This window comes from Streptomyces spirodelae, assembly GCF_017676385.1.
GTDB lineage: Bacteria > Actinomycetota > Actinomycetes > Streptomycetales > Streptomycetaceae > Streptomyces > Streptomyces spirodelae.
Genome location: NZ_JAFFZN010000023.1, coordinates 50,262 through 68,443, shown reverse-complemented (window position 1 = coordinate 68,443; position 18,182 = coordinate 50,262). Strand labels below are relative to the sequence as shown.

The window sequence follows — 18,182 nt, the reverse complement described above, 5'->3', positions numbered from 1 at the left end:
CCACGCGACTCACTCCCAGGAGCAAGCTGTGACCATCACCCAGCCGGACCTCAGCGTCTTCGAAACCGTGGAATCGGAGGTGCGCAGCTACTGCCGTGGCTGGCCGACCATCTTCGACCGGGCGCAGGGCGCGCACATGTACGACGAGGACGGCCACACCTACCTCGACTTCTTCGCCGGAGCAGGCACTCTCAACTACGGCCACAACAACCCGGTTCTCAAACGGGCCCTCCTGGACTACCTCGAGCGCGACGGCGTCGTGCACGGGCTGGACATGTCCACCACCGCCAAGCGCTCCTTCCTGGAAACCTTCCAGGAGCTGGTCCTGGCGCCGCGCGGGATGAACCACAAGGTGATGTTCCCGGGGCCGACCGGCACCAACGCCGTCGAGGCGGCGCTGAAGCTGGCCCGTAAGGTCAAGGGCCGCGAGTCGATCGTCTCGTTCACCAACGCCTTCCACGGCATGTCGCTGGGCTCGCTCGCCGTGACCGGGAACGCCTTCAAGCGCGCCGGCGCCGGCATCCCGCTGGTGCACGGCACCCCGATGCCGTTCGACGACTACCTCAACGGCACCACCGAGGACTTCGTCTGGTTCGAGCGGCTGCTGGAGGACCAGGGCTCCGGGCTCAACAAACCGGCGGCCGTCATCGTGGAGACGGTGCAGGGCGAGGGCGGCATCAACGTCGCCCGTGCCGAGTGGCTGCGCGCCCTGTCCGAGCTGTGCGAGCGGCACGACATGCTGCTGATCGTCGACGACATCCAGATGGGCTGCGGCCGCACCGGCGCCTTCTTCTCCTTCGAGGAGGCGGGCATCAAGCCGGACATCATCACGCTGTCGAAGTCCATCGGCGGCTACGGGATGCCGCTGGCTCTCACCCTGTTCAAACCGGAGCTGGACATCTGGGAGCCGGGCGAGCACAACGGCACCTTCCGCGGCAACAACCCGGCCTTCGTCACCGCCACCGCCGCGCTGCAGACCTACTGGGCCGACGGCCAGATGGAGAAGCAGACCCTCTCCCGCGGTGAGCAGGTCGAGGCAGTCCTCAAGGCGATCGCCGAGGAGCACTCCGAGGAGGTCGCCGACTACCGCGGCCGCGGCCTGGTGTGGGGCCTGGAGTTCCACAACAAGAGCCGTGCGAACGCCGTCGCCAAGCGTGCCTTCGAGCTGGGGCTGCTCATCGAGACCTCGGGTCCGCAGAGCGAGGTCGTCAAACTGCTGCCCTCGCTGACCATCACCCCCGAGGAGCTGGACGAGGGCCTGCGCATCCTGGCGCGGGCGGTCCGAGAGACCGTCTGACCCACAAGACGTGGCCCGTCCCGGCTGTCTCAGCCGGGACGGGCCTCTTCCATAACGGACACCCATGGCAAGGACTTTGTCCGAAATGGACAACAAAAGCCCTCTTCCATAGGGGACAGAGAGAAAGGCACCATCAGACCGTGATCGTTCGTTCCTTCAAGGACATCGAGAACACCGACCGACACGTCAAGGCGGCGTCGGGCACCTGGGAGAGCAAGCGCATCGTTCTCGCGAAGGAGAAGGTGGGCTTCTCCCTGCACGAAACGGTCCTCTACGCGGGCACCGAGACCTCCATGTGGTACGCCAACCACATCGAGGCCGTGCTCTGCGTCGAGGGCGAGGCGGAACTGACCAACGACGAGACCGGCGAGAAGCACTGGATCTCTCCCGGCACGATGTACCTGCTCGACGGGCATGAGAAGCACACGATGCGCCCGAAGACCGACTTCCGCTGCGTGTGCGTCTTCAACCCGCCGGTCACCGGCCGCGAGGACCACGACGAGAACGGCGTCTACCCGCTGCTCACCGAGCCCGACGACGACTGACCCGAGGGCCGAGCGGCGACGCGCCGCAGCACCGCCGAGCCGAAGCGCCAAGGTGCTGACACGCTGAGGCACAGCCCCTCCGTGATGGGGACCGTTCGCCGGTCCACTTCGGCCGTCCAGGCCGTTTCGCCAAGTGAACAGGGCCGTACGAGAGGAGAGGAAGGCACTTCCATGACCACCGCACCCGAGCGCACCGCCGACCTGTACCCGACTCGCGGAACCACCGAGGTGGCCATCCCGCGGATGGACCCCGTCGTGTGGTCCGAACCGGGTACGCCGGGGCCCATCGAGGCCGCGGACCTGGCGGACTACGAGCGGGACGGGTTCCTCGCCATCGACCAGCTCATCGGACCGGACGAGGTCGATGTGCTGCGGCGGGAACTGGAACGGCTCACCTCGGATCCGGAGATGCGCGCGGACGAGCGCTCGATCGTCGAGCCGAAGTCCCAGGAGATCCGGTCCGTGTTCGAGGTGCACAAGATCAGCGAGGTCTTCGCACAGCTGGTGCGTGACCCGCGTGTGGTGGGCAGGGCACGGCAGATCCTGGGCTCGGACGTCTACGTCCACCAGTCCCGGATCAACGTCAAGCCGGGCTTCGGCGCCACCGGGTTCTACTGGCACTCCGACTTCGAGACCTGGCACGCGGAGGACGGTCTGCCCCGGATGCGGACCGTGTCGGTCTCGATCGCGCTGACGGAGAACTACGAGACCAACGGCGGCCTGATGATCATGCCGGGGTCGCACAAGACCTTCCTCGGCTGCGCGGGAGAGACGCCGAAGGACAACTACAAGAAGTCGCTGCAGATGCAGGACGCGGGGACACCGACCGACGAGTCCCTGACCAAGTTCGCCGAAGCACACAGCATCAAGCTGTTCACCGGCAAGCCGGGTTCGGCGACCTGGTTCGACTGCAACTGCATGCACGGAAGCGGTGACAACATCACTCCCTACCCGCGGAGCAACGTGTTCATCGTCTTCAACAGCGTTGAGAACCAGGCGGAGGAACCCTTCGCTGCGCCGATCCGCCGTCCCGAGTTCATCGGGGCGCGGGACTTCACGCCCGTGAAGTGACGCGGCCGGAATCCCACTGATGCGGGGGCGGGACCGGACGCGGTCCCGCCCCCGTTTCACCTGTGGGCCCGGCGCGGCGCGCGCTCAGCCCGACAGCAGGTCGAGCAGCCGGTCCACGTCCTCCTCCGTGTTGTGGACGTGGAAGCCCGCGCGCAGGTTGCCGTTCCGCACCGAGACGGTCACTCCGGCGGCGGCGAGCCCCTCCGCGGCGTGGCCGAGGCCGGGGACCGCCACGATCGCCGAGTCCCCCGGCACCGGTTCGTATCCGCGGCCGAGCCCGGCGACGCCCTTGCGGAACCGCGCGGCCAGTGCCTGGTCGTGCGCCCCGATCGCCTCCGGTCCGCCCAGCTCCTCGATCAGCCCGAGCGAGCGCGCGGCGCCCAGATACGGCAGATAGGGCACCGACTCGGCAAATGCGCGCGCGTCCGGGGCGAGCCGCGCGATGGGGCCGTAGCAGTCGTCCCAGGGCGAGGCCCCGGCCACCCAGCCCGCGTTGTGCGGCCGCAGCGCCCGCTCCTCCTGCGCCTCCCGCGAGACGACCAGGAAGGAGGCGCCGCGCGGGCACAGCAGCCACTTGTAGGCGCCGCACACCACGTAGTCGTAGTCGTCGGCGCTGACGGTCAGCCAGCCCGCCGCCTGCGTCACATCCAGGAGCACCCGCGCGCCGGCTGCGCGGGCGGCCGCCCGGACCGCGGGCAGATCGGCGATACGGCCGTCCGCCGACTGCACGGCGCTGAGGGCCACCAGGGTGGTGGAGGGCTCCACCGCCTCCGCGATCCCGGTCAGCGGCACGGTGCGCAGGGTGATGTCGTCGCGCACCGTGAACGGGTTGACAACGGAGCTGAACTCGCCCTCCGGAGCGAGGACTTCCGCGCCGGAGGGGAGGGACGCGGCGATCAGCCCGATGTGCGTGGAGACCGCGGTACCGGCCGCCACCCGGTCGGTCGTCGTACCGGTGATCCGCGCGAAAGCGGCCCGCGCCTTGTCGACTTCCGCGAAGTAGGAGACCAGGTCGATACGGCCGGTGGACATCGCGGCGGCGGCCTCGGTGACGGCCGCCGCCGCACGGGCCGGGAGCAGGCCGTGGGACGGGGTGTTGAAGTAGGTGACCTCGGGCTTGAACTCGGCGGCAAGCAAGCGTTGATCCATCCGCCCAGTCTCCGCGCGGAACCGCGTTCGGTCCACCGGGTTACCCGGCTCTCACTCCCGGACGCCGTCGACCCTGCGCGGCAGGCCCAGCGGGTTGTCGTCCCGCAGCTCCTCGGGCAGCAGCGCCTCGGGGGTGTCCTGGAAGGCGACCGGCCGCAGCCAGCGCTCGATGGCGGTGGCCCCCACGGAGGTCGAGGTCGAGGTGGTGGCCGGGTAGGGGCCGCCGTGGTGCTGGGCCGGAGCCACCGCAACCCCGGTGGGCCAGCCGTTCACCAGCACGCGCCCGGCGATCTTGGTGAGCCGGGTGAGCAGCGCGGCGGCGTCCGCGTCACCGGCCGCCTCGGCTGAGGAGAGGTGCACGGTGGCGGTGAGACTGCCGTCCATCGCGTCCAGCACCGACTCGATCTCGGCCTCGTCCGCGTACCGGACGACGACGCTCACCGGGCCGAAGCACTCCTCCAGCAGCAGCGCGTGCTCCTCACCCAGTTCGGCCGCGCGGATGGTGAACAGCCCGGGCCGCACGGTCCGCGCGTCCTCACCCACCCCCGCGGCGACCGGGGCCGCGACCTGCCGGAGCGCCGACCGCTCGGTGACGCCCGCCAGGAAGGCGTCCCGCATCCGGTCGTCCAGCAGGTGGCCTGGGGTGGCGGCGCGCAGCGTCCCGGCGAGCTTGTCGAGCATCCGGTCGCCGTCCGCGCCCTCGGGGACGAGGACCAGGCCGGGCTTCACGCAGAACTGTCCTGTACCCAGGGTCATGGAGCCGCCCAGGCCCTCGCCGATCTGCTCGGCGCGCTCGGCGACGGCCTCGCGGGTTACCACCACGGGGTTGAGGGAGCCGAGCTCGCCGTGGAAGGGGATGGGCCGGGGCCGCGCGGCCGCGGCGTCGAAGAGGGCGCGGCCGCCCTTGACGGAGCCGGTGAACCCGGCGGCCGACACCAGCGGGTGCCGCACCAGTTCCACCCCGGCGTCGAACCCGTGGACGACCGAGACGACGTCCTCGGGCAGCCCGGCGTCGGCGGCGCCGGCCCGCAGCGCGGCCGCGCACAGCGCGGAGGTCGCGGGGTGGTCGGGGTGGGCCTTGACCACGACGGGGCAGCCGGCCGCGAGCGCGCTGGCGGTGTCGCCGCCGGGGACGGAGAAGGCCAGGGGGAAGTTGGAGGCGGCGTAGACGGCGACGACGCCGAGCGGCAGCTTGTAGCGGCGCAGATCGGGCCGGGGCGGGGTGAGCGCGGGGTCGGCGTGGTCGATGATGACGTCGAGATAGCCGCCGTCCTCGACCTCGTCGGCGAAGGCCCGCAGCTGTCCCGTCGTACGGGCGAGTTCACCGGTCAGCCGGGTCCCGCCCAGGGCGCTCTCGGCGTCGGCCGTGGCGACGATCCGCTCGCCGTCGGCCTCCAGGCGCTTGGCGGCGGCGCGCAGGAAGGCGACACGTGTCCCGCGGTCGGCGAGTGCGGGGAGCGTCTGGTGCGCGGCGCGCACGGCGGCGTCCACATCGGCCGCGGTGGCCTCGTCGGCGACCCGTTCCCGCTGCTTCCCGGTACGGGGGTCGACGCTCCACACTGGTACTGCTGCTGCCACCGGAGTCCTCCTGGTCCTGCGAATCCCCTCGCCTACAGGCGTCTCGCACGGCCTTCCTGGCCCTGCAGAGCCCATTGTTCGGTATGCTGAACAATATCCCTGTAGGTGAATTCCTTTGGGACTGTAGGTCTGCGCGAACAGAGGGGTCAAGGTCGATGTCGAGTACCGAGGCGGGGGGTTCGCAGGTCAAGTCGGCTGTGCGGACGGTGGAGCTGCTGGAGTTCTTCGCGGGGCGGCCCGGGATGCACACGCTCGCCGCCGTGCAGGAGGCGGTCGGCTACCCCAAGTCGAGCCTCTACATGCTGCTCCGGACGCTGGTCGACCTCGGCTGGGTGGAGACGGACGCCACCGGCACCCGCTACGGGATCGGCGTACGGGCGCTGCTGGTGGGCACCTCCTACATCGACGGCGACGAGGTCGTGGCCGCCGCGAAGCCCACCCTGGACCGGCTCTCGGACGACACCACCGAGACCATCCACCTGGCACGGCTGGACGGCACCAATGTCGTCTACCTGGCCACCCGCCAGTCCCAACACTATCTGCGCCCCTTCACCCGCGTCGGGCGACGGCTGCCGGCGCACTCGACGTCGCTGGGCAAGGCCCTGCTGGCGACGTACTCGGACGAGCAGGTGCGCAAGATCCTCCCCGAGACCCTGCCGCAGCTGACCGAACACACCCTCACCGACCGCGAGAAGCTGATCGAGGAGCTGCGGCTTGTGCGCGAGCAGGGGTATGCCGTGGACCGGGAGGAGAACACGCTGGGGCTGCGCTGCTTCGGCGTCGCCATCCCCTACCGGACCCCGGCCCGGGACGCCATCAGCTGTTCGGTGCCGGTGGCCCGGCTGACGACCGCGCACGAGCAGATGATCAAGGACGCGCTGTTCGACGCCCGGGACCGGCTGATGCACGCTACGCGCACGCTGTGACGGCGGCGGCGCCTCCTCCTTGAGGACGGCCGCCTCGGCCGCGCGGCTGAGACGGTTCGCCGTACGGCAGGACGTGCGGGGCGCCGGGCCACGGGAGCGTGGTGGGCATGGAGAGAACCAAGACCGTCCTCGCCGCCGCCGCGGTGGCCGCCTGCCTGCCGTACCTCGCCCTCAAACTGATCTGGGTCGCCGGCGGCAACCTCGGTATCCCGCCGGGCAGCCCGCTGCGCGAGGAGGGCACCGCGCTGTGGCTCGTCAACATCCTGACCATCGCCATGGACGGCACCGTCGTCCTGCTGGTGCTCGCCCTCACCCGCCCCTGGGGGCGCCGCCTTCCGGCCGCATTGCTCGCCCTGCCCCTGTGGATCGCCTGCGGCCTGCTCGGCCCGATCGTCGCGGCCTTCCCCGCACAGGTGCTGTACGGGGTGCTCAGCGGGGGCGCCGGCCAGGACAGCGGGGCCGACGAGCTTCTGGACGGCTGGGTGTGGACGCTGGTCTACTCCGGGTTCACCGTGCAGGCCCTCGCCCTGGGCGCGCTGTTCGTGCGCTACGTCCACGACCGCTGGGGCGCACTGCTGCGCTCACCGCTGCACCCCGACATCGCCGCGCCGGACAGATCGCCCGTCCTGGCCCGGCTCGGCTTCGCCGCCGCTGTGCTGCTGACGCTGCCCTGTGTGGCGGGGCTGACCACCCAGATGGCCGACCAGAGCGCCGACAGGCGGATCGTCGACGCGGCGTTCCTGCTGTACACACTCGTCGCTCTGGCGGGAGTCGGACGGCTGCTGCGTACCGGCGGTACGGGCGGTACACGCGGTGCCGTACGCCGCACCGCGCCCCGGCTGGGCCCCACACTGAGCGCCGCCTGGATCGGCTCCGGGGTGCTGGCCTGCTGGGGCGGCTGGCTGCTGCTGGGCGCGCTGACGGGCGGCGGCCGGCCGCTGGGCCAGCAGATGAGCACCGGCACGCTGCTGGCCTACGCTTGCCAGGCGCTGCTCGGACTACTGCTCGCGGCAGTGGGTGCACAGCAACTGCGCCACCGGGCGCGCCTGCTGAGGCACCGGCCGGCTCCCGGCGGGACGGTGCGGCAGGACGCCTGAGCCGCACGTGGAGACGGCGCGCGCGTGGACAACAACGGGGGGCGGTATGACGGGACGGGCACGACCGCCACAGGGGCGCGGAACGGTGCGGACCCTGGCGCTGCGGTGGCTGCACCTGCTGCAAGGAGGTGCGCTGCTGATGCCGTTCTTCCTGCTGGTGCACATCTGCGTCGCCCTCCTGCGGCCCGGCACCACCGAGCTCCTCAGCGGTGCGGCCGGTCCGCAGTTCCTTGCGTTCGCTCTCTGTCTGCCGCTGGTGGCGACGGCCGGGCTGCTCCCGGTCGTACGGGCGCTGGAGGCCGCAGCGGCACACACCCTGTACGAACTGCCCACCGGTGTGCTCGCCCTGGGGCCGGTCGGCTCGTGGGCGGCAAGGCGCCGCGCCGCAGTCTGGTTCACGCTCCATGTGGGCCTGGGCGGGCTGGCGAGCGGCGCTTCACTGGCCGCACCCCCGATGGCACTGGTGCTGCTGGCCTTCCCCTTCTCCCCCGCGCTGCGCGCCAGACAGTGGGCATGGCCGTGGGACCCCGAGGGCAGCACCCTGTGGACGGCCCCGGTGGCCGGTTTCCTCCTGCTGACGGCCCTGGTGGCCGCCGTGCACGGGGCCGGGGCACTGCTGGCCCGCTGTGCTCCCGCGCTGCTGGGGCCGACGCCCGCCGACCGGCTCGCCGCCGCCGAGCGCCGGGCCGCCGAGCTGGCGGCCCGCAACCGGCTGGCGCGCGAACTGCACGACTCGGTCGGGCACGCGCTCAGCGCGGTGTCGCTCCAGGCCGGTGCCGCACGCCGGGTGCTGTACAAGGACCCGGGGTTCGTACGGGAGGCGCTGGGTGCCATCGAGGAGACCAGCCGGGGCGCCGTGGCGGAGCTGGACGCGGTACTCGGGATGCTCCGCGACGGCGAGGGGGCCGCTACCGCCGGTCCCGGCCTGGCGGCCGGTCTGGAGGCGCTGCTGGCCCGCTCCCGCGCCACGGGTACCGATATCCGGCTCCGGGTCGACGAAGCGCTCGGCCCCCTCGCGCTGCTGGAGGCGCAGGTGTCGGCCGAGTCCTTCCGGGTGGTGCAGGAGGGGCTGAGCAACGCGCTGCGGCACGCGCCGGGCGCCGCCGTGGACATCCGGCTGGAGCGGCAGCGCTCCCCGGAGGGCGAGCTGCTGGCGATCACGGTCGAGAACGCGGTGGGCGGCGCGGCGGGCGGCGCGGCGGGGGCGCGCGCTTCGGGCGGGGCGCGCCCCTCCGGAGGCCGGGGCCTGACGGGGATCGCCGAGCGCGCCGCGCTGCTGGGCGGCACCGCGCAGGCCGGCGGCGAGGACGGCGTATGGCGGCTGACCGCCCGCCTGCCGCTGGCCCCGGCCGCCGGCGGACAGCGGGGATTCCTGAAGCAGGACAGCACGGGAGACCTGGAGCAGGACGGTACGGAACACTCGCAGGGCGGCACGGAACGGGAGAGCACACCATGACAGCGGCACCCCTGCGGGTCCTTCTCGCGGACGACGAGCAGATGGTCCGTACGGCGCTGAGGGCGATCCTGGCGAGCGAGCCGGGGATCGAGCTGGTGGGCGAGGCCACGGACGGCGACGAGGCCGTCTCGACGGTGCGCGAGCTGCGTCCTGACGTGGTGCTGATGGACGTCAGGATGCCGCGGGTGGACGGTATCCGCGCCACCGAACACCTGGTGGCCGGGATGGGCGCACAGGCGCCGCGCATTCTGATCCTGACCACCTTCGAGAACGACAGCTGTGTCTACGACGCGCTGCGGGTCGGTGCCCACGGCTTCCTGCTGAAGCGCACCACGGCCGAGGAGCTCGTCGCGGCGGTGCGGCTGGTGGCGCGCGGCGAGTCGTTGCTGTTCCCGGCGGCCGTCCGCGCCCTGGCGGCCCACCATGCGCGGGGCGGCCGGGCCGAGGCGCTCACCGCCCGGCTCACCGACCGGGAGGCCGCAGTGCTGCGGCTGATGGCCCAGGGGCTGACCAACGCGGAGATCGCCGCGCACCTGGCCGTCTCCACGGCGACAGCCAAGACCCACGTCGCCGCGGTGCTGGCCAAGCTGGGCGCCAGGGACCGCACCCACGCGGTCATCCTGGCGTACGAGAACGGTGTGGTCTCCCCGGCCTGAGGAAGCCCTCACCTCAGCCGCCGGCCGAGAGATGAGAATGCCCTGAGAAGTCCGCCGTGCTGGAACCCGCGCCGCCGCGCGACGCGTTCTCGTACGGGATGAACAGGACGATCAGGCGTGCGGGCACTGTCACGCTGCTGCTGGTGATGGCGCTGCTGATGCGGCTCACCTGGCTGCAGATGGTGGACGGGGAAGCCCTCGCGGACAGTGAGGAGAACCGACGGAACGCCATCGAGCAGTACGGGCGGCCCTTCGGGGACATCTATGTGGGCGGGGAACCGGTCACCGGCTCCGAGCAGGCCGAGGACGGCGGTGATCTGCGCTACAAGCGCACCTACACCGACGGCCGGCTCTACGCTCCCGTCACCGGCTTCGCCTCGCAGGTGCGCGGCGCCACCCAGCTGGAGGGGATCTACCAGGACGTGCTCAACGGCAGCGACGACCGCCTCAAGGACCCGCTGCAGATGCTGACCGGCAAGCATGCCGAGTCGGGGAACGTCCTGACCACCATCGACCCGAAGGTGCAGCGCACCGGTTACGAGGCGCTGGGCGACAAGAAGGGCGCCGCGGTGGCGATCGACCCGGACAGCGGCGAGATACTCGGCGCCGTCAGCTCGCCTTCCTTCGACCCGTCGAAGGTCAGCGGCAGCGGCGCGGACGACACCGCGGCCTGGAAGAAGCTGACCGCGCGCAGCGGCAACGACAAGAGCGACGACCAACCGACGCTCAACCGCGCGCTGCGGCAGGCCGTCCCGCCGGGCTCGACATTCAAGCTGGTGGTGGCAGCGGCGGCGCTGGAGAACGGGCTGTACTCGTCGGTGGACGAGCGCACCGAGAGCCCCGACCCCTACACCCTTGAGGGCACCTCCACGAAGCTGGAGAACGAGAACAAGTCGGCCCCCTGCGAGAACGCCTCCCTGCGCACCGCGCTGCGCTACTCCTGCAACAACGTCTTCGCCAAGCTGGCGACCGACCTGGGAGTGAAGAAGCTGCGCGCACAGGCCGAGAAGTTCGGCTTCAACGACGAGAAGCAGGACGTGCCCGTGCGCGCGGCCGAGAGCAACTTCCCCACCGGGATGGACGAGGCACAGACCGGGCTGTCCGGCATCGGGCAGTTCGAGGTCACCGCGACCCCGCTGCAGATGGCGATGGTGTCGCAGGCCATCGCGCACAACGGTGAACTCGTCGACCCGCACATGGTCTCCCGCGTGCAGGACGGGAGCGGGCACACGCTCCAGTCCTACGAGGACCCGGACTCGCGGCGGGTGATGAGCGGGCGCACGGCCGGGCAGCTCCGCTCCGCCATGCGCACGGTGGTCGAGAAGGGCACCGGCACCAACGCGCGGATCGCGGGGCTCACGGTGGGCGGCAAGACCGGCACGGCACAGCACGGCGTCGACAACAGCGGTACACCCTACGCCTGGTTCACCTCCTGGGGCGAGACCGACTCCGGCAAGAAGGTCGCGGTGGCGGTCGTGGTGGAGGACTCGGACGCCGCCCGCGCCGAGGTCAGCGGCAACGGGCTGGCGGCTCCCATCACCGAGCAGATGATCCGGGCAGCGCTGCGGTGATTCAGTCCCGGGGCGTTAGTGCGGCGAGGGCCTCGGTCACCGCGGCGAGGTCCTGGTCGGAGGCGAGCCCGGCGTGGTAGAGCCGCAGCTCGGTCGCGCCGAGTGCGCGCGTGTGTGCGGCGTCGTCGGCGAGGGTGTGCGGGCTGCCGCCCATGCCGGAGACGACGGTGAAGTTGGCCGCGAGCGTCTCCCCGGAACCGCCGTGCGCGGCGAACGGTCCGAGCGCGTCCCCACGTTCGGCCGCGCCGCCCGCCCCTCCTGGGCAGGGGACGACGACGCCGTCTGCGTGCCCGAGCACGTCGGCGGGGCGGGTGCCCGCGTTGGCACCCGTACGGTGCGGGGCCGGATCGGCGTGCAGGAGCACCGGGAAGCGCCCGTCCTCGGACGCCGCCCGCCGCGCTTCCTGCCGTACCGCCGCGACCGCCTCGTGCTGGAGGCGGCTGGCCGCGGCGTCCCGCCAGCCTGCGAACAGCGCGGTGGCCTCGGCGCCGAGCAGCGCATCGGCGGCGGCGCGCTCCCCCGCCCTGCCGCCGGCCTGCGGCGCCGGGGTGTACTCGCCGCGCCAGACCTGTTCCAGGGCGCGGACCACACCGTTCCGCAGCTGTTCGGGGTCGCCGCCCAGGGTGGCGTAGCCCTCCTGGCACACGTCGCAGAAGCACAGCGACATCAGCGCGGTCGCGGCGCCGTCCAGCGGCACGCCGCCGGTCTTGTCGTGGGCGTGCAGATGGGCGAGCCCGTACCAGCCGCAGGACTCCAGCTCGGTCCCGCGCGTCCCGGTGCCCGGGCGTACGGCCGCCTCGGCCGCGAGTGCGACGGCGTAGGCCCGCACCTCGGGGCGTGCGACGCAGGGGGCCCACGGGTAGCGGTCGCCGTACGCGTTGCGGACGCTGGTGTGCGGAAACTCCTCGCCCAGCCGTGAGTTGTGTGCCAGAACCACCCATGAGTGCACTTCGAGACCGGCCTCGGTCAGCGCGCGTGCGGCCTCGGCGTAAGGGCCGCCGGGGTCGTGGCTGTCCACCCAGTCCTGGGTGTAAGGACGTGGAGCGCCGCGCCGCCAGCGGGTGGGGTCGGGCGGGTAGAGGACGGCCGAGTGCCGCGCCGTGACGATGCGGTGCCGCGGGTGCCTGGGGGTCAGGGCGCGGGTCGAGTGGTAGGCGGAGGCCAGGGTGACCTGCTGGATTCCCAGCGCCGCGAGGCGGGCGGGAGCCTCGGGGTCGCCGACCACGTCCCAGGGGTAGCAGAACGCCGAGGCGCGCATCAGTGTGCCCCTCCCCCGGCTCTGGCCCCCGAGGTGCCGCCGGAGAGGGCCGCGGCCATCTCCAGGCCCCGTTCCAGCAGTACCCCCAGCTGTTCGACATGGTCCGGTGCCGGGTCGGACAGCGGGGGGCGCACCCCGCCGACGTCGAGCCCGCGCAGCCGTACGCCTGCTTTGACGAGCGAGACGGCGTAACCGCGGCGCTGGTTGCGGAGTTCGACGAACGGCACGTAGAAGCCGTCCAGCAGGGCCCGTACGGTTGCCTCGTCGCCGGTCTCCAGCGCCTGATGGAAGGCGAGGGCGATCTCGGGCGCGAAGCAGAAGACGGCCGAGGAGTACAGCGAGACACCGAGGCCGCGGTAGGCGAGGCCGGTCAGCTCGGCGGTGGGCAGCCCGTTGAAGTACCGGAACGTCCCGTCCAGGCCCGCGCCGCGCACCGCGGTGACGATGCGCTGCAGCAGGTCGGGATCGCCGAGGCCGTCCTTGAGGCCGATGATGCGGGGGTGGCGGGCGAGGCGTACGACGGCTTCGGGGGTGAAGAGGGCGTTGTCGCGCTGGTAGACGACGGTGGGCAGGGAGGTGGCGTCCGCCAGTTCGGTGTAGTGGCGTACGAGTCCGTCCTGGTCGGCAGCCACCAAGTACGGCGGCATCGCCAGCAGCCCGTCGGCACCGGCCTCCGCGGCCCGGTGCGCGAACTCGCGGGCGAGCGCGGGACCGTAGCCGGCGCCGGCCAGCACCGGCACCCTGCCGCCCGTCTCGGCCACGGCCGCGGCCACGCAGGCGCCGAACTCCTCCGGTGCCAGCGCGTGGAACTCGCCGGTGCCGCAGCATGCGAAGACAGCTCCCGCACCGGCGTCCACTCCGCGCCGGACGTGTGTACGGAAGGCGTCGAGGTCGAGAGTGCCGTCCGGGGCGAAGGCGGTGACGGGGAAGAAGAGCAGTCCGTCGAGCCGTTCGGCGAGCGCTGCCGGGCCCGAGGCCGGGGAGCCGGGGTTCGGGGTGCCGGTGGCCGGAGAGGGCGGGGGCGAGGACGGTGACGAGGGCATACGGCGCTCCTTGTGGCCTGGACGGGCGGGCGGGAGAGCCCTCCAGCCGTGCACTCTTATGATAGCTGTCTATATCTCTGAACCGCAGTTACGCTAAGCCAGCGGTGTGCAACCGGTCAAGGCCGAAGCCCCATGCGACGGACTGGACTTCACCGCGCCACGGCAGGCGCGAACCGGCGCGCGGCTCCCTTGACGGGGGTACGGGCCCTCCCTAGCGTCTCCCCATATATGAACCGTGTCCATGGACGGAGACCCACGGTTCCATGGCGAGACCGGATGGAGACCGCACCATGCCCCAGAGCCCCGCAGCGGAGTCCGCGCCCCGCACCGTCCTGCTCACCGGAGCCGCCGGGGGGCTCGGCACCCTGATGCGCGGCCTGCTGCCCTCCTGCGGCTACACGCTGCGCCTGCTGGACATGCGCCCTGTCGAGGGCGAACCGGAGGCGCTAACCCTGGATCTGGGCACGGCGGACAGCGACACGCTGCGCGCCGCCGTACGGGGCGTGGACGCGATCATCCACCTCGCGGGAATCTCACTCGAATCCACCTTCGAGAAGATCCTCGACGCCAACATCCGGGGTACCCACGCGCTCTACGAGGCGGCACGCGCCGAGGGCGTACGCCGTATCGTGTTCGCCTCCTCCAACCACGCCGTCGGCTTCACCCCGGTCCCCGAGGCCGGGGCCGCCCCGATCCCGGTGCACACCCCACGCCGCCCCGACACCTTCTACGGTCTGTCCAAATCCTTCGGCGAGGACCTCGCCCAGCTCTACTGGGACCTGTACGGCATCGAGACCGTCTCCGTGCGCATCGGCTCCTGCTTTCCCGAACCGACCTCCGTGCGAATGCTCTCGATCTGGCTCAGCCCCGCTGACGGGGCCCGCCTCCTGCACGCGGCACTCACCGCCGAGAACGTCGGCCACACGGTCGTCTACGGCTCCTCCGCCAACACCCGGCTGTGGTGGGACCTCGGCTCGGCCCGCGCGCTGGGCTACGAGCCACGCGACGACTCCGAGCCGTACGCGGCCGAACTCGTCGCGGAGCACGGCGAGTTGGACCCCGCCGACCCCGACCAGGCGCATCTGGGCGGCCACTTCTGCACCCGGCCGCCCATCTGGCCGCACTGAGAGGGAGCTGAAGGGGGCGCCCTGGGGATTCGGCCCGGCAGGCATCATGGGGCCGCAACCGATCACCAACGGGGAGGCCACACCCATGCTCGCCACACCGCTCGCCCAGCTCGCCCCGCTCACCCAGCTCGCCGAAGGCGACGACTCCGGCTCGGACATCCTCTCCGATCTGGCCCACTCCGGCGTGCTGAGCTGGATCGTCCTCGGACTGGTGGCGGGCACGGTGGCCAAGGTCCTGCTGCCAGGACGCGACCCGGGCGGCCTGGTGGGAACCGTCCTCATCGGCGTCGCCGGAGCCTTCGTCGGCGGCTGGCTCTCCGCCACCTTCCTGGACCGCCCGATAGCCAACAATGTGGTCGACCCCGGCCTGTGGGTCGCCGCCATCGCCGGCTCCCTCGTGCTGCTGATCGTCTACCGGCTGCTCTTCGGCCACTCCCGCGACCGCCGCTGACCGCGTTCGCGGACAACCCGCCTTGGAAGTCCGCACCGTTGCGGCGGGTAGCGCTTCGGCACTCACCCGGGGTTCGGGCTCCGGGCCAGGCGGGTGGTAGAAACGCGGGGGTATCGATCCGCACGTGAAAGGAGGCGCCATGTCGTCGAAGCGTCGGCGCAAGAAGAAGGCCCGCCGCAAGAACGCGGCCAACCACGGCCGTCGGCCGCAGTCCTGAGTGCGGCTCCCCGCGTGCCGCACCAGGTGCGCGGGGAGCCCACACGCCGGTCCGCCGCGCGTGTCCTTCCGGCCCCCGGTCTCGTTGAGAGGCCGTGAGCACTCGAATCTCCACCCGGCACCTCGTCCGCACAGCGCTGGCCGCGGCCGCGCTGACCCTGCCGCTGCTGGCCCCGCAGTCGGCGCCCGCAGCCGACGCCGCGAGCGCCCCGAGGAGCGCCAAGCCCGACCGTGGCGACCAGGGCGTCTTCCTGGCCGTCTCCCGCTCCGGCAAGTCCACCATCCGGGGCGTCCTGCTGCAGTGCGAGCCCACCCCGCGCGGCAAGCACCCGAAGGCCGCTCAGGCGTGTGCCGCGCTCGACAAGACGCGCGGGAACCTCGACGCGCTGCCCGGCAAGCGCGGTCACTGCACCATGAAGCACGACCCGGTGACCGCCGAAGCGCGCGGCAGCCACCGGGGGAAGGCCGTCAACTGGAAGAAGACCTTCCCCAACGCCTGTGCCCTGCACCGGGCGACGGGTCCCCTCTTCGACTTCTGACCGCCGCCCGGTGAGCCGTGGGCCCGGGGCTACAGTGCCGCGGCGCCCGGCTTCACCATTCCGCGCACCGTACGCGAGTCGACGTACTCGCCCAGGGCCGTCATCTCCCACTCGCCGGAGAACTGGCGGATGAACTTCGCCATCAGCACGCCCGTCCTCGGCTCGGACTGGGTCAGGTCGAAGCGGACCAGCTCCCCGCCCGAGGCGTCGAGCAGTCGGCAGTAGGCCTTGGCGACATCGGTGAACTTCTGTCCCGAGAAGGAGTTCACCGTGAAGACGAGACCCGTGACCTGGGGCGGGAGATCGCCGAGGTGGACGGTGATCACCTCGTCGTCCCCGGCGCCCTCACCCGTGAGGTTGTCGCCGGAGTGCTGGATGACGCCGCCCAGGATGGCCAGCTTGCCGAAGTAACAGGAGTCGATCTTCTTGCGGTTGGCGTCGTAGGCGATCACCGAGGCATCGAGGTCGATGTCCTTGGCCCGCCTCCCCGCCCGGAAGACCGGCTCCCAGCCGAGGCCCATCCGCACCGAGGTGAGCAGCGGCCGACCTCCCTTGACCAGGGAAACCGTCTGGTTCTTCTGAAGGTTGACCTTCCCCTTGTCCAGGTTGATCTTCCCGGCCCCGGCCGCCATGCCTCCCGCCCCTGCGGGAGCCGCCGGGGCGGCGGGCGCGGGCGCTGGAGGCGCCGGGGGCGCGGCCGGGGCGGAGGGCGCCGAAGGAGCGGCCGGAGCGGCGGCTGCCGGGGGTTCCTCCACGTTCACGCCGAAGTCCGAGGCGATACCGCCCAGCCCGTTGGCGTACCCCTGTCCGACCGCCCGTACCTTCCAGGCACCGTTCCTGCGGTAGACCTCCACCACCAGCAGCGCCGTCTCGGCACCCAGCTGCGGCGGGGTGAAGGTGGCCAGCACCGCACCGGTCGCGGCGTCGCGCACCGTCGCGGTGGGTTCCGTACCGGCGAAGGTGGCCCCGGGCGCGTCGAGGCTCGCGGTGACGACGACCTTGTCGATCGCGGCGGGCACCGCGCCGGTCTCCACGGTGATCGTGTCAGTGGCACCGCTGCTGTGCGTCACGCCGGGAGCGGTGGGCTGGTTGTAGAAGACGAAGTCGTCGTCCGAGCGGACCTTGCCCTCCGGGCTCAGCAGCAGGGCCGAGACGTCGAGCTTGCTGGGTGCGGTCACGTCCACCGCCACGCGCTGAGCGGTCAGCGGCAGGTTGGAGCCGGGAGTCATTGCGGTCATGCCGGGAGTAACGACTGGCCGGGCTTTGCGGTTCCTTTGCCCTGGCCGGGGTTTCCACCGTCGCCGCCACCACGCACACCACCATGCCCAGCACGGCCCCGCCGCCGGGCGCCTCACCGAACATGGCGTACGCCCACAGCAGGGTGGTCGGCGGGGTGAGGTAGATCAGGGCGCTGGTCCCGGTCACGCCGTTGCGGCGCAGGCTCATCCAGTAGAACCCGTAGCCGCCGACGGTGGAGAGCAGGACGACCCAGCCAACGGCGAGCCAGAAGGCGCCGGAGGCGGCGGGCGGCGCCGCATGGCCGAGTCCGGCCGCTACCGCCGTGAAGACCAGCGCGCTCACGGCACAGTGCAGCGGCACCGTGTCCACGGCGGGCAGCTGGTGCCGGGCGCGGCGCTCCAGGAAGCTGGCGGCGAGCAGTCCTGCCATCCCGGCGAAGGGCAGCGCGTAAGCCCAGGTGGGCGCCGCTCCGGGGGCCGCGAGGTCGTCGCGTACGACGAGGGCGACGCCGCCCAGGCCGACGAGGAGTCCGGCCCACTGGCGGCGACCGACCCGCTCGCCGAGCAGCGGTCCGGCCAGCGCCCCTGCGGCGAGCGGCTGGAGCGCGGCTATCAGCGCGGAGGTGCCGGAGGGGACGCCCAGTCCGACGGCCCACACGGTGGAGCCGAGGTAGGCGCCCTGCGAGAGCAGCCCGACGGCCGCCTGCTCGGCGAGCGCGCGCGGAGGCAGCCGGCGGCGGCGCCACAGCAGCCAGGCGCCGCCCAGCAGCACCGTCGCGGCCAGGAACCGCCACATCAGCAGGGTGTCGGCGGTGGTCTGCCGGGTGCCGAGCTCGGCGCCGATGAAGCCGGAGCTCCACATGACGACGAGCCCGGCGGAGACGGTGGCGGAGGCCACGGGGGCCGGGAGGGACAGGTGTGGGGCTGGCACGGGTGGGGCTCCTCACGCGGTGTTCGGTGCATG

The 18,182-nt window shown here is 72.0% G+C and carries 17 protein-coding genes and 1 pseudogene; 12 read left to right on the top strand and 6 right to left on the bottom strand.

All coding sequences use genetic code 11. The features are described from left to right. Positions 1–28: 28 nt before the first annotated feature. The 3 genes from ectB to thpD all read left to right on the top strand — a co-directional run bounded on the left by ectB (position 29) and on the right by thpD (position 2,913). Entirely contained in the window at positions 29–1,297 is a 1,269-nt protein-coding gene (gene ectB / locus JW592_RS23175) for a diaminobutyrate--2-oxoglutarate transaminase (RefSeq protein WP_209267129.1), read from the top strand. A 140-nt stretch (positions 1,298–1,437) separates the two neighbouring features. Next, a complete protein-coding gene (locus JW592_RS23170) occupies positions 1,438–1,842 on the top strand; it encodes an ectoine synthase (RefSeq protein WP_099879403.1) in 405 nt (134 codons plus the stop codon). Positions 1,843–2,013: 171 nt separating this feature from the next. After that, a complete protein-coding gene (thpD, locus tag JW592_RS23165) occupies positions 2,014–2,913 on the top strand; it encodes an ectoine hydroxylase (protein WP_209267128.1) in 900 nt (299 codons plus the stop codon). Positions 2,914–2,997: 84 nt separating this feature from the next. On the opposite strand, the gene JW592_RS23160 is transcribed toward thpD, so the two are convergent. Both JW592_RS23160 and JW592_RS23155 read right to left on the bottom strand, forming a co-directional pair. Continuing rightward, on the bottom strand, positions 2,998–4,062 hold the full coding sequence (locus tag JW592_RS23160; RefSeq protein WP_209267127.1) for an aminotransferase class V-fold PLP-dependent enzyme: 1,065 nt from the start codon (positions 4,060–4,062) through the stop codon (positions 2,998–3,000). Between the two features lie 51 nt (positions 4,063–4,113). Further along, on the bottom strand, positions 4,114–5,640 hold the full coding sequence (locus tag JW592_RS23155) for an aldehyde dehydrogenase (NADP(+)) (protein ID WP_307805513.1): 1,527 nt from the start codon (positions 5,638–5,640) through the stop codon (positions 4,114–4,116). Between the two features lie 155 nt (positions 5,641–5,795). On the opposite strand from JW592_RS23155, the gene JW592_RS23150 reads away from it, so the two are divergent. From JW592_RS23150 to JW592_RS23130, 5 genes are all read left to right on the top strand, one after another. Further along, the gene (locus JW592_RS23150) at positions 5,796–6,566 is read left to right on the top strand and encodes an IclR family transcriptional regulator (RefSeq protein ID WP_209267125.1); all 771 of its coding nucleotides are present in this window, start codon (positions 5,796–5,798) and stop codon (positions 6,564–6,566) included. Positions 6,567–6,673: 107 nt separating this feature from the next. Beyond that, complete coding sequence (locus tag JW592_RS23145) at positions 6,674–7,663, top strand: hypothetical protein (RefSeq protein ID WP_209267124.1); 990 nt, start codon at positions 6,674–6,676, stop codon at positions 7,661–7,663. Positions 7,664–7,709: 46 nt separating this feature from the next. Next, the gene (locus JW592_RS23140; protein WP_209267123.1) at positions 7,710–9,119 is read left to right on the top strand and encodes a sensor histidine kinase; all 1,410 of its coding nucleotides are present in this window, start codon (positions 7,710–7,712) and stop codon (positions 9,117–9,119) included. After that, positions 9,116–9,775, top strand: coding sequence for a response regulator transcription factor (locus JW592_RS23135; protein WP_209267122.1), 660 nt, complete (start codon positions 9,116–9,118; stop codon positions 9,773–9,775). Before JW592_RS23140 ends, JW592_RS23135 begins: the two co-directional genes overlap by 4 nt. Before the next feature lie 98 nt (positions 9,776–9,873). Next, a complete protein-coding gene (locus tag JW592_RS23130) occupies positions 9,874–11,346 on the top strand; it encodes a penicillin-binding transpeptidase domain-containing protein (RefSeq protein ID WP_209267192.1) in 1,473 nt (490 codons plus the stop codon). Between the two features lies 1 nt (position 11,347). Here the strand turns inward: JW592_RS23130 and JW592_RS23125 are convergent, their stop codons facing one another. Both JW592_RS23125 and JW592_RS23120 read right to left on the bottom strand, forming a co-directional pair. Then, the gene (locus JW592_RS23125; protein ID WP_209267121.1) at positions 11,348–12,604 is read right to left on the bottom strand and encodes a hypothetical protein; all 1,257 of its coding nucleotides are present in this window, start codon (positions 12,602–12,604) and stop codon (positions 11,348–11,350) included. After that, positions 12,604–13,647: a 5-dehydro-4-deoxyglucarate dehydratase gene (locus JW592_RS23120; protein ID WP_209267120.1), complete on the bottom strand. Its 1,044-nt coding sequence runs from the start codon at positions 13,645–13,647 to the stop codon at positions 12,604–12,606. The genes JW592_RS23125 and JW592_RS23120 overlap by 1 nt, the downstream gene beginning before the upstream one ends. 290 nt (positions 13,648–13,937) lie before the next feature. Between JW592_RS23120 and JW592_RS23115 the strand changes: the two genes are divergently transcribed. The 4 genes from JW592_RS23115 to JW592_RS23105 all read left to right on the top strand — a co-directional run bounded on the left by JW592_RS23115 (position 13,938) and on the right by JW592_RS23105 (position 15,980). Then, on the top strand, positions 13,938–14,774 hold the full coding sequence (locus tag JW592_RS23115; RefSeq protein WP_209267119.1) for an NAD-dependent epimerase/dehydratase family protein: 837 nt from the start codon (positions 13,938–13,940) through the stop codon (positions 14,772–14,774). 85 nt (positions 14,775–14,859) lie between these two features. Then, complete coding sequence (locus JW592_RS23110; protein WP_209267118.1) at positions 14,860–15,225, top strand: GlsB/YeaQ/YmgE family stress response membrane protein; 366 nt, start codon at positions 14,860–14,862, stop codon at positions 15,223–15,225. Positions 15,226–15,364: 139 nt separating this feature from the next. Beyond that, positions 15,365–15,442 carry a 50S ribosomal protein bL37 gene (locus JW592_RS33720; protein WP_373292019.1) on the top strand — a complete coding sequence of 26 codons (78 nt, stop codon included), beginning with the start codon at positions 15,365–15,367 and terminating at the stop codon, positions 15,440–15,442. 94 nt (positions 15,443–15,536) lie between these two features. Continuing rightward, positions 15,537–15,980, top strand: coding sequence for an SSI family serine proteinase inhibitor (locus JW592_RS23105; protein ID WP_307805512.1), 444 nt, complete (start codon positions 15,537–15,539; stop codon positions 15,978–15,980). A 29-nt stretch (positions 15,981–16,009) separates the two neighbouring features. Here the strand turns inward: JW592_RS23105 and JW592_RS23100 are convergent, their stop codons facing one another. Beyond that, on the bottom strand, positions 16,010–17,209 hold the full coding sequence (locus tag JW592_RS23100) for a TerD family protein (RefSeq protein ID WP_209267190.1): 1,200 nt from the start codon (positions 17,207–17,209) through the stop codon (positions 16,010–16,012). Between the two features lie 130 nt (positions 17,210–17,339). Further along, positions 17,340–18,080: pseudogene (locus JW592_RS23095) on the bottom strand (DMT family transporter); the annotation flags it as partial. Between the last annotated feature and the right edge of the window lie 102 nt (positions 18,081–18,182).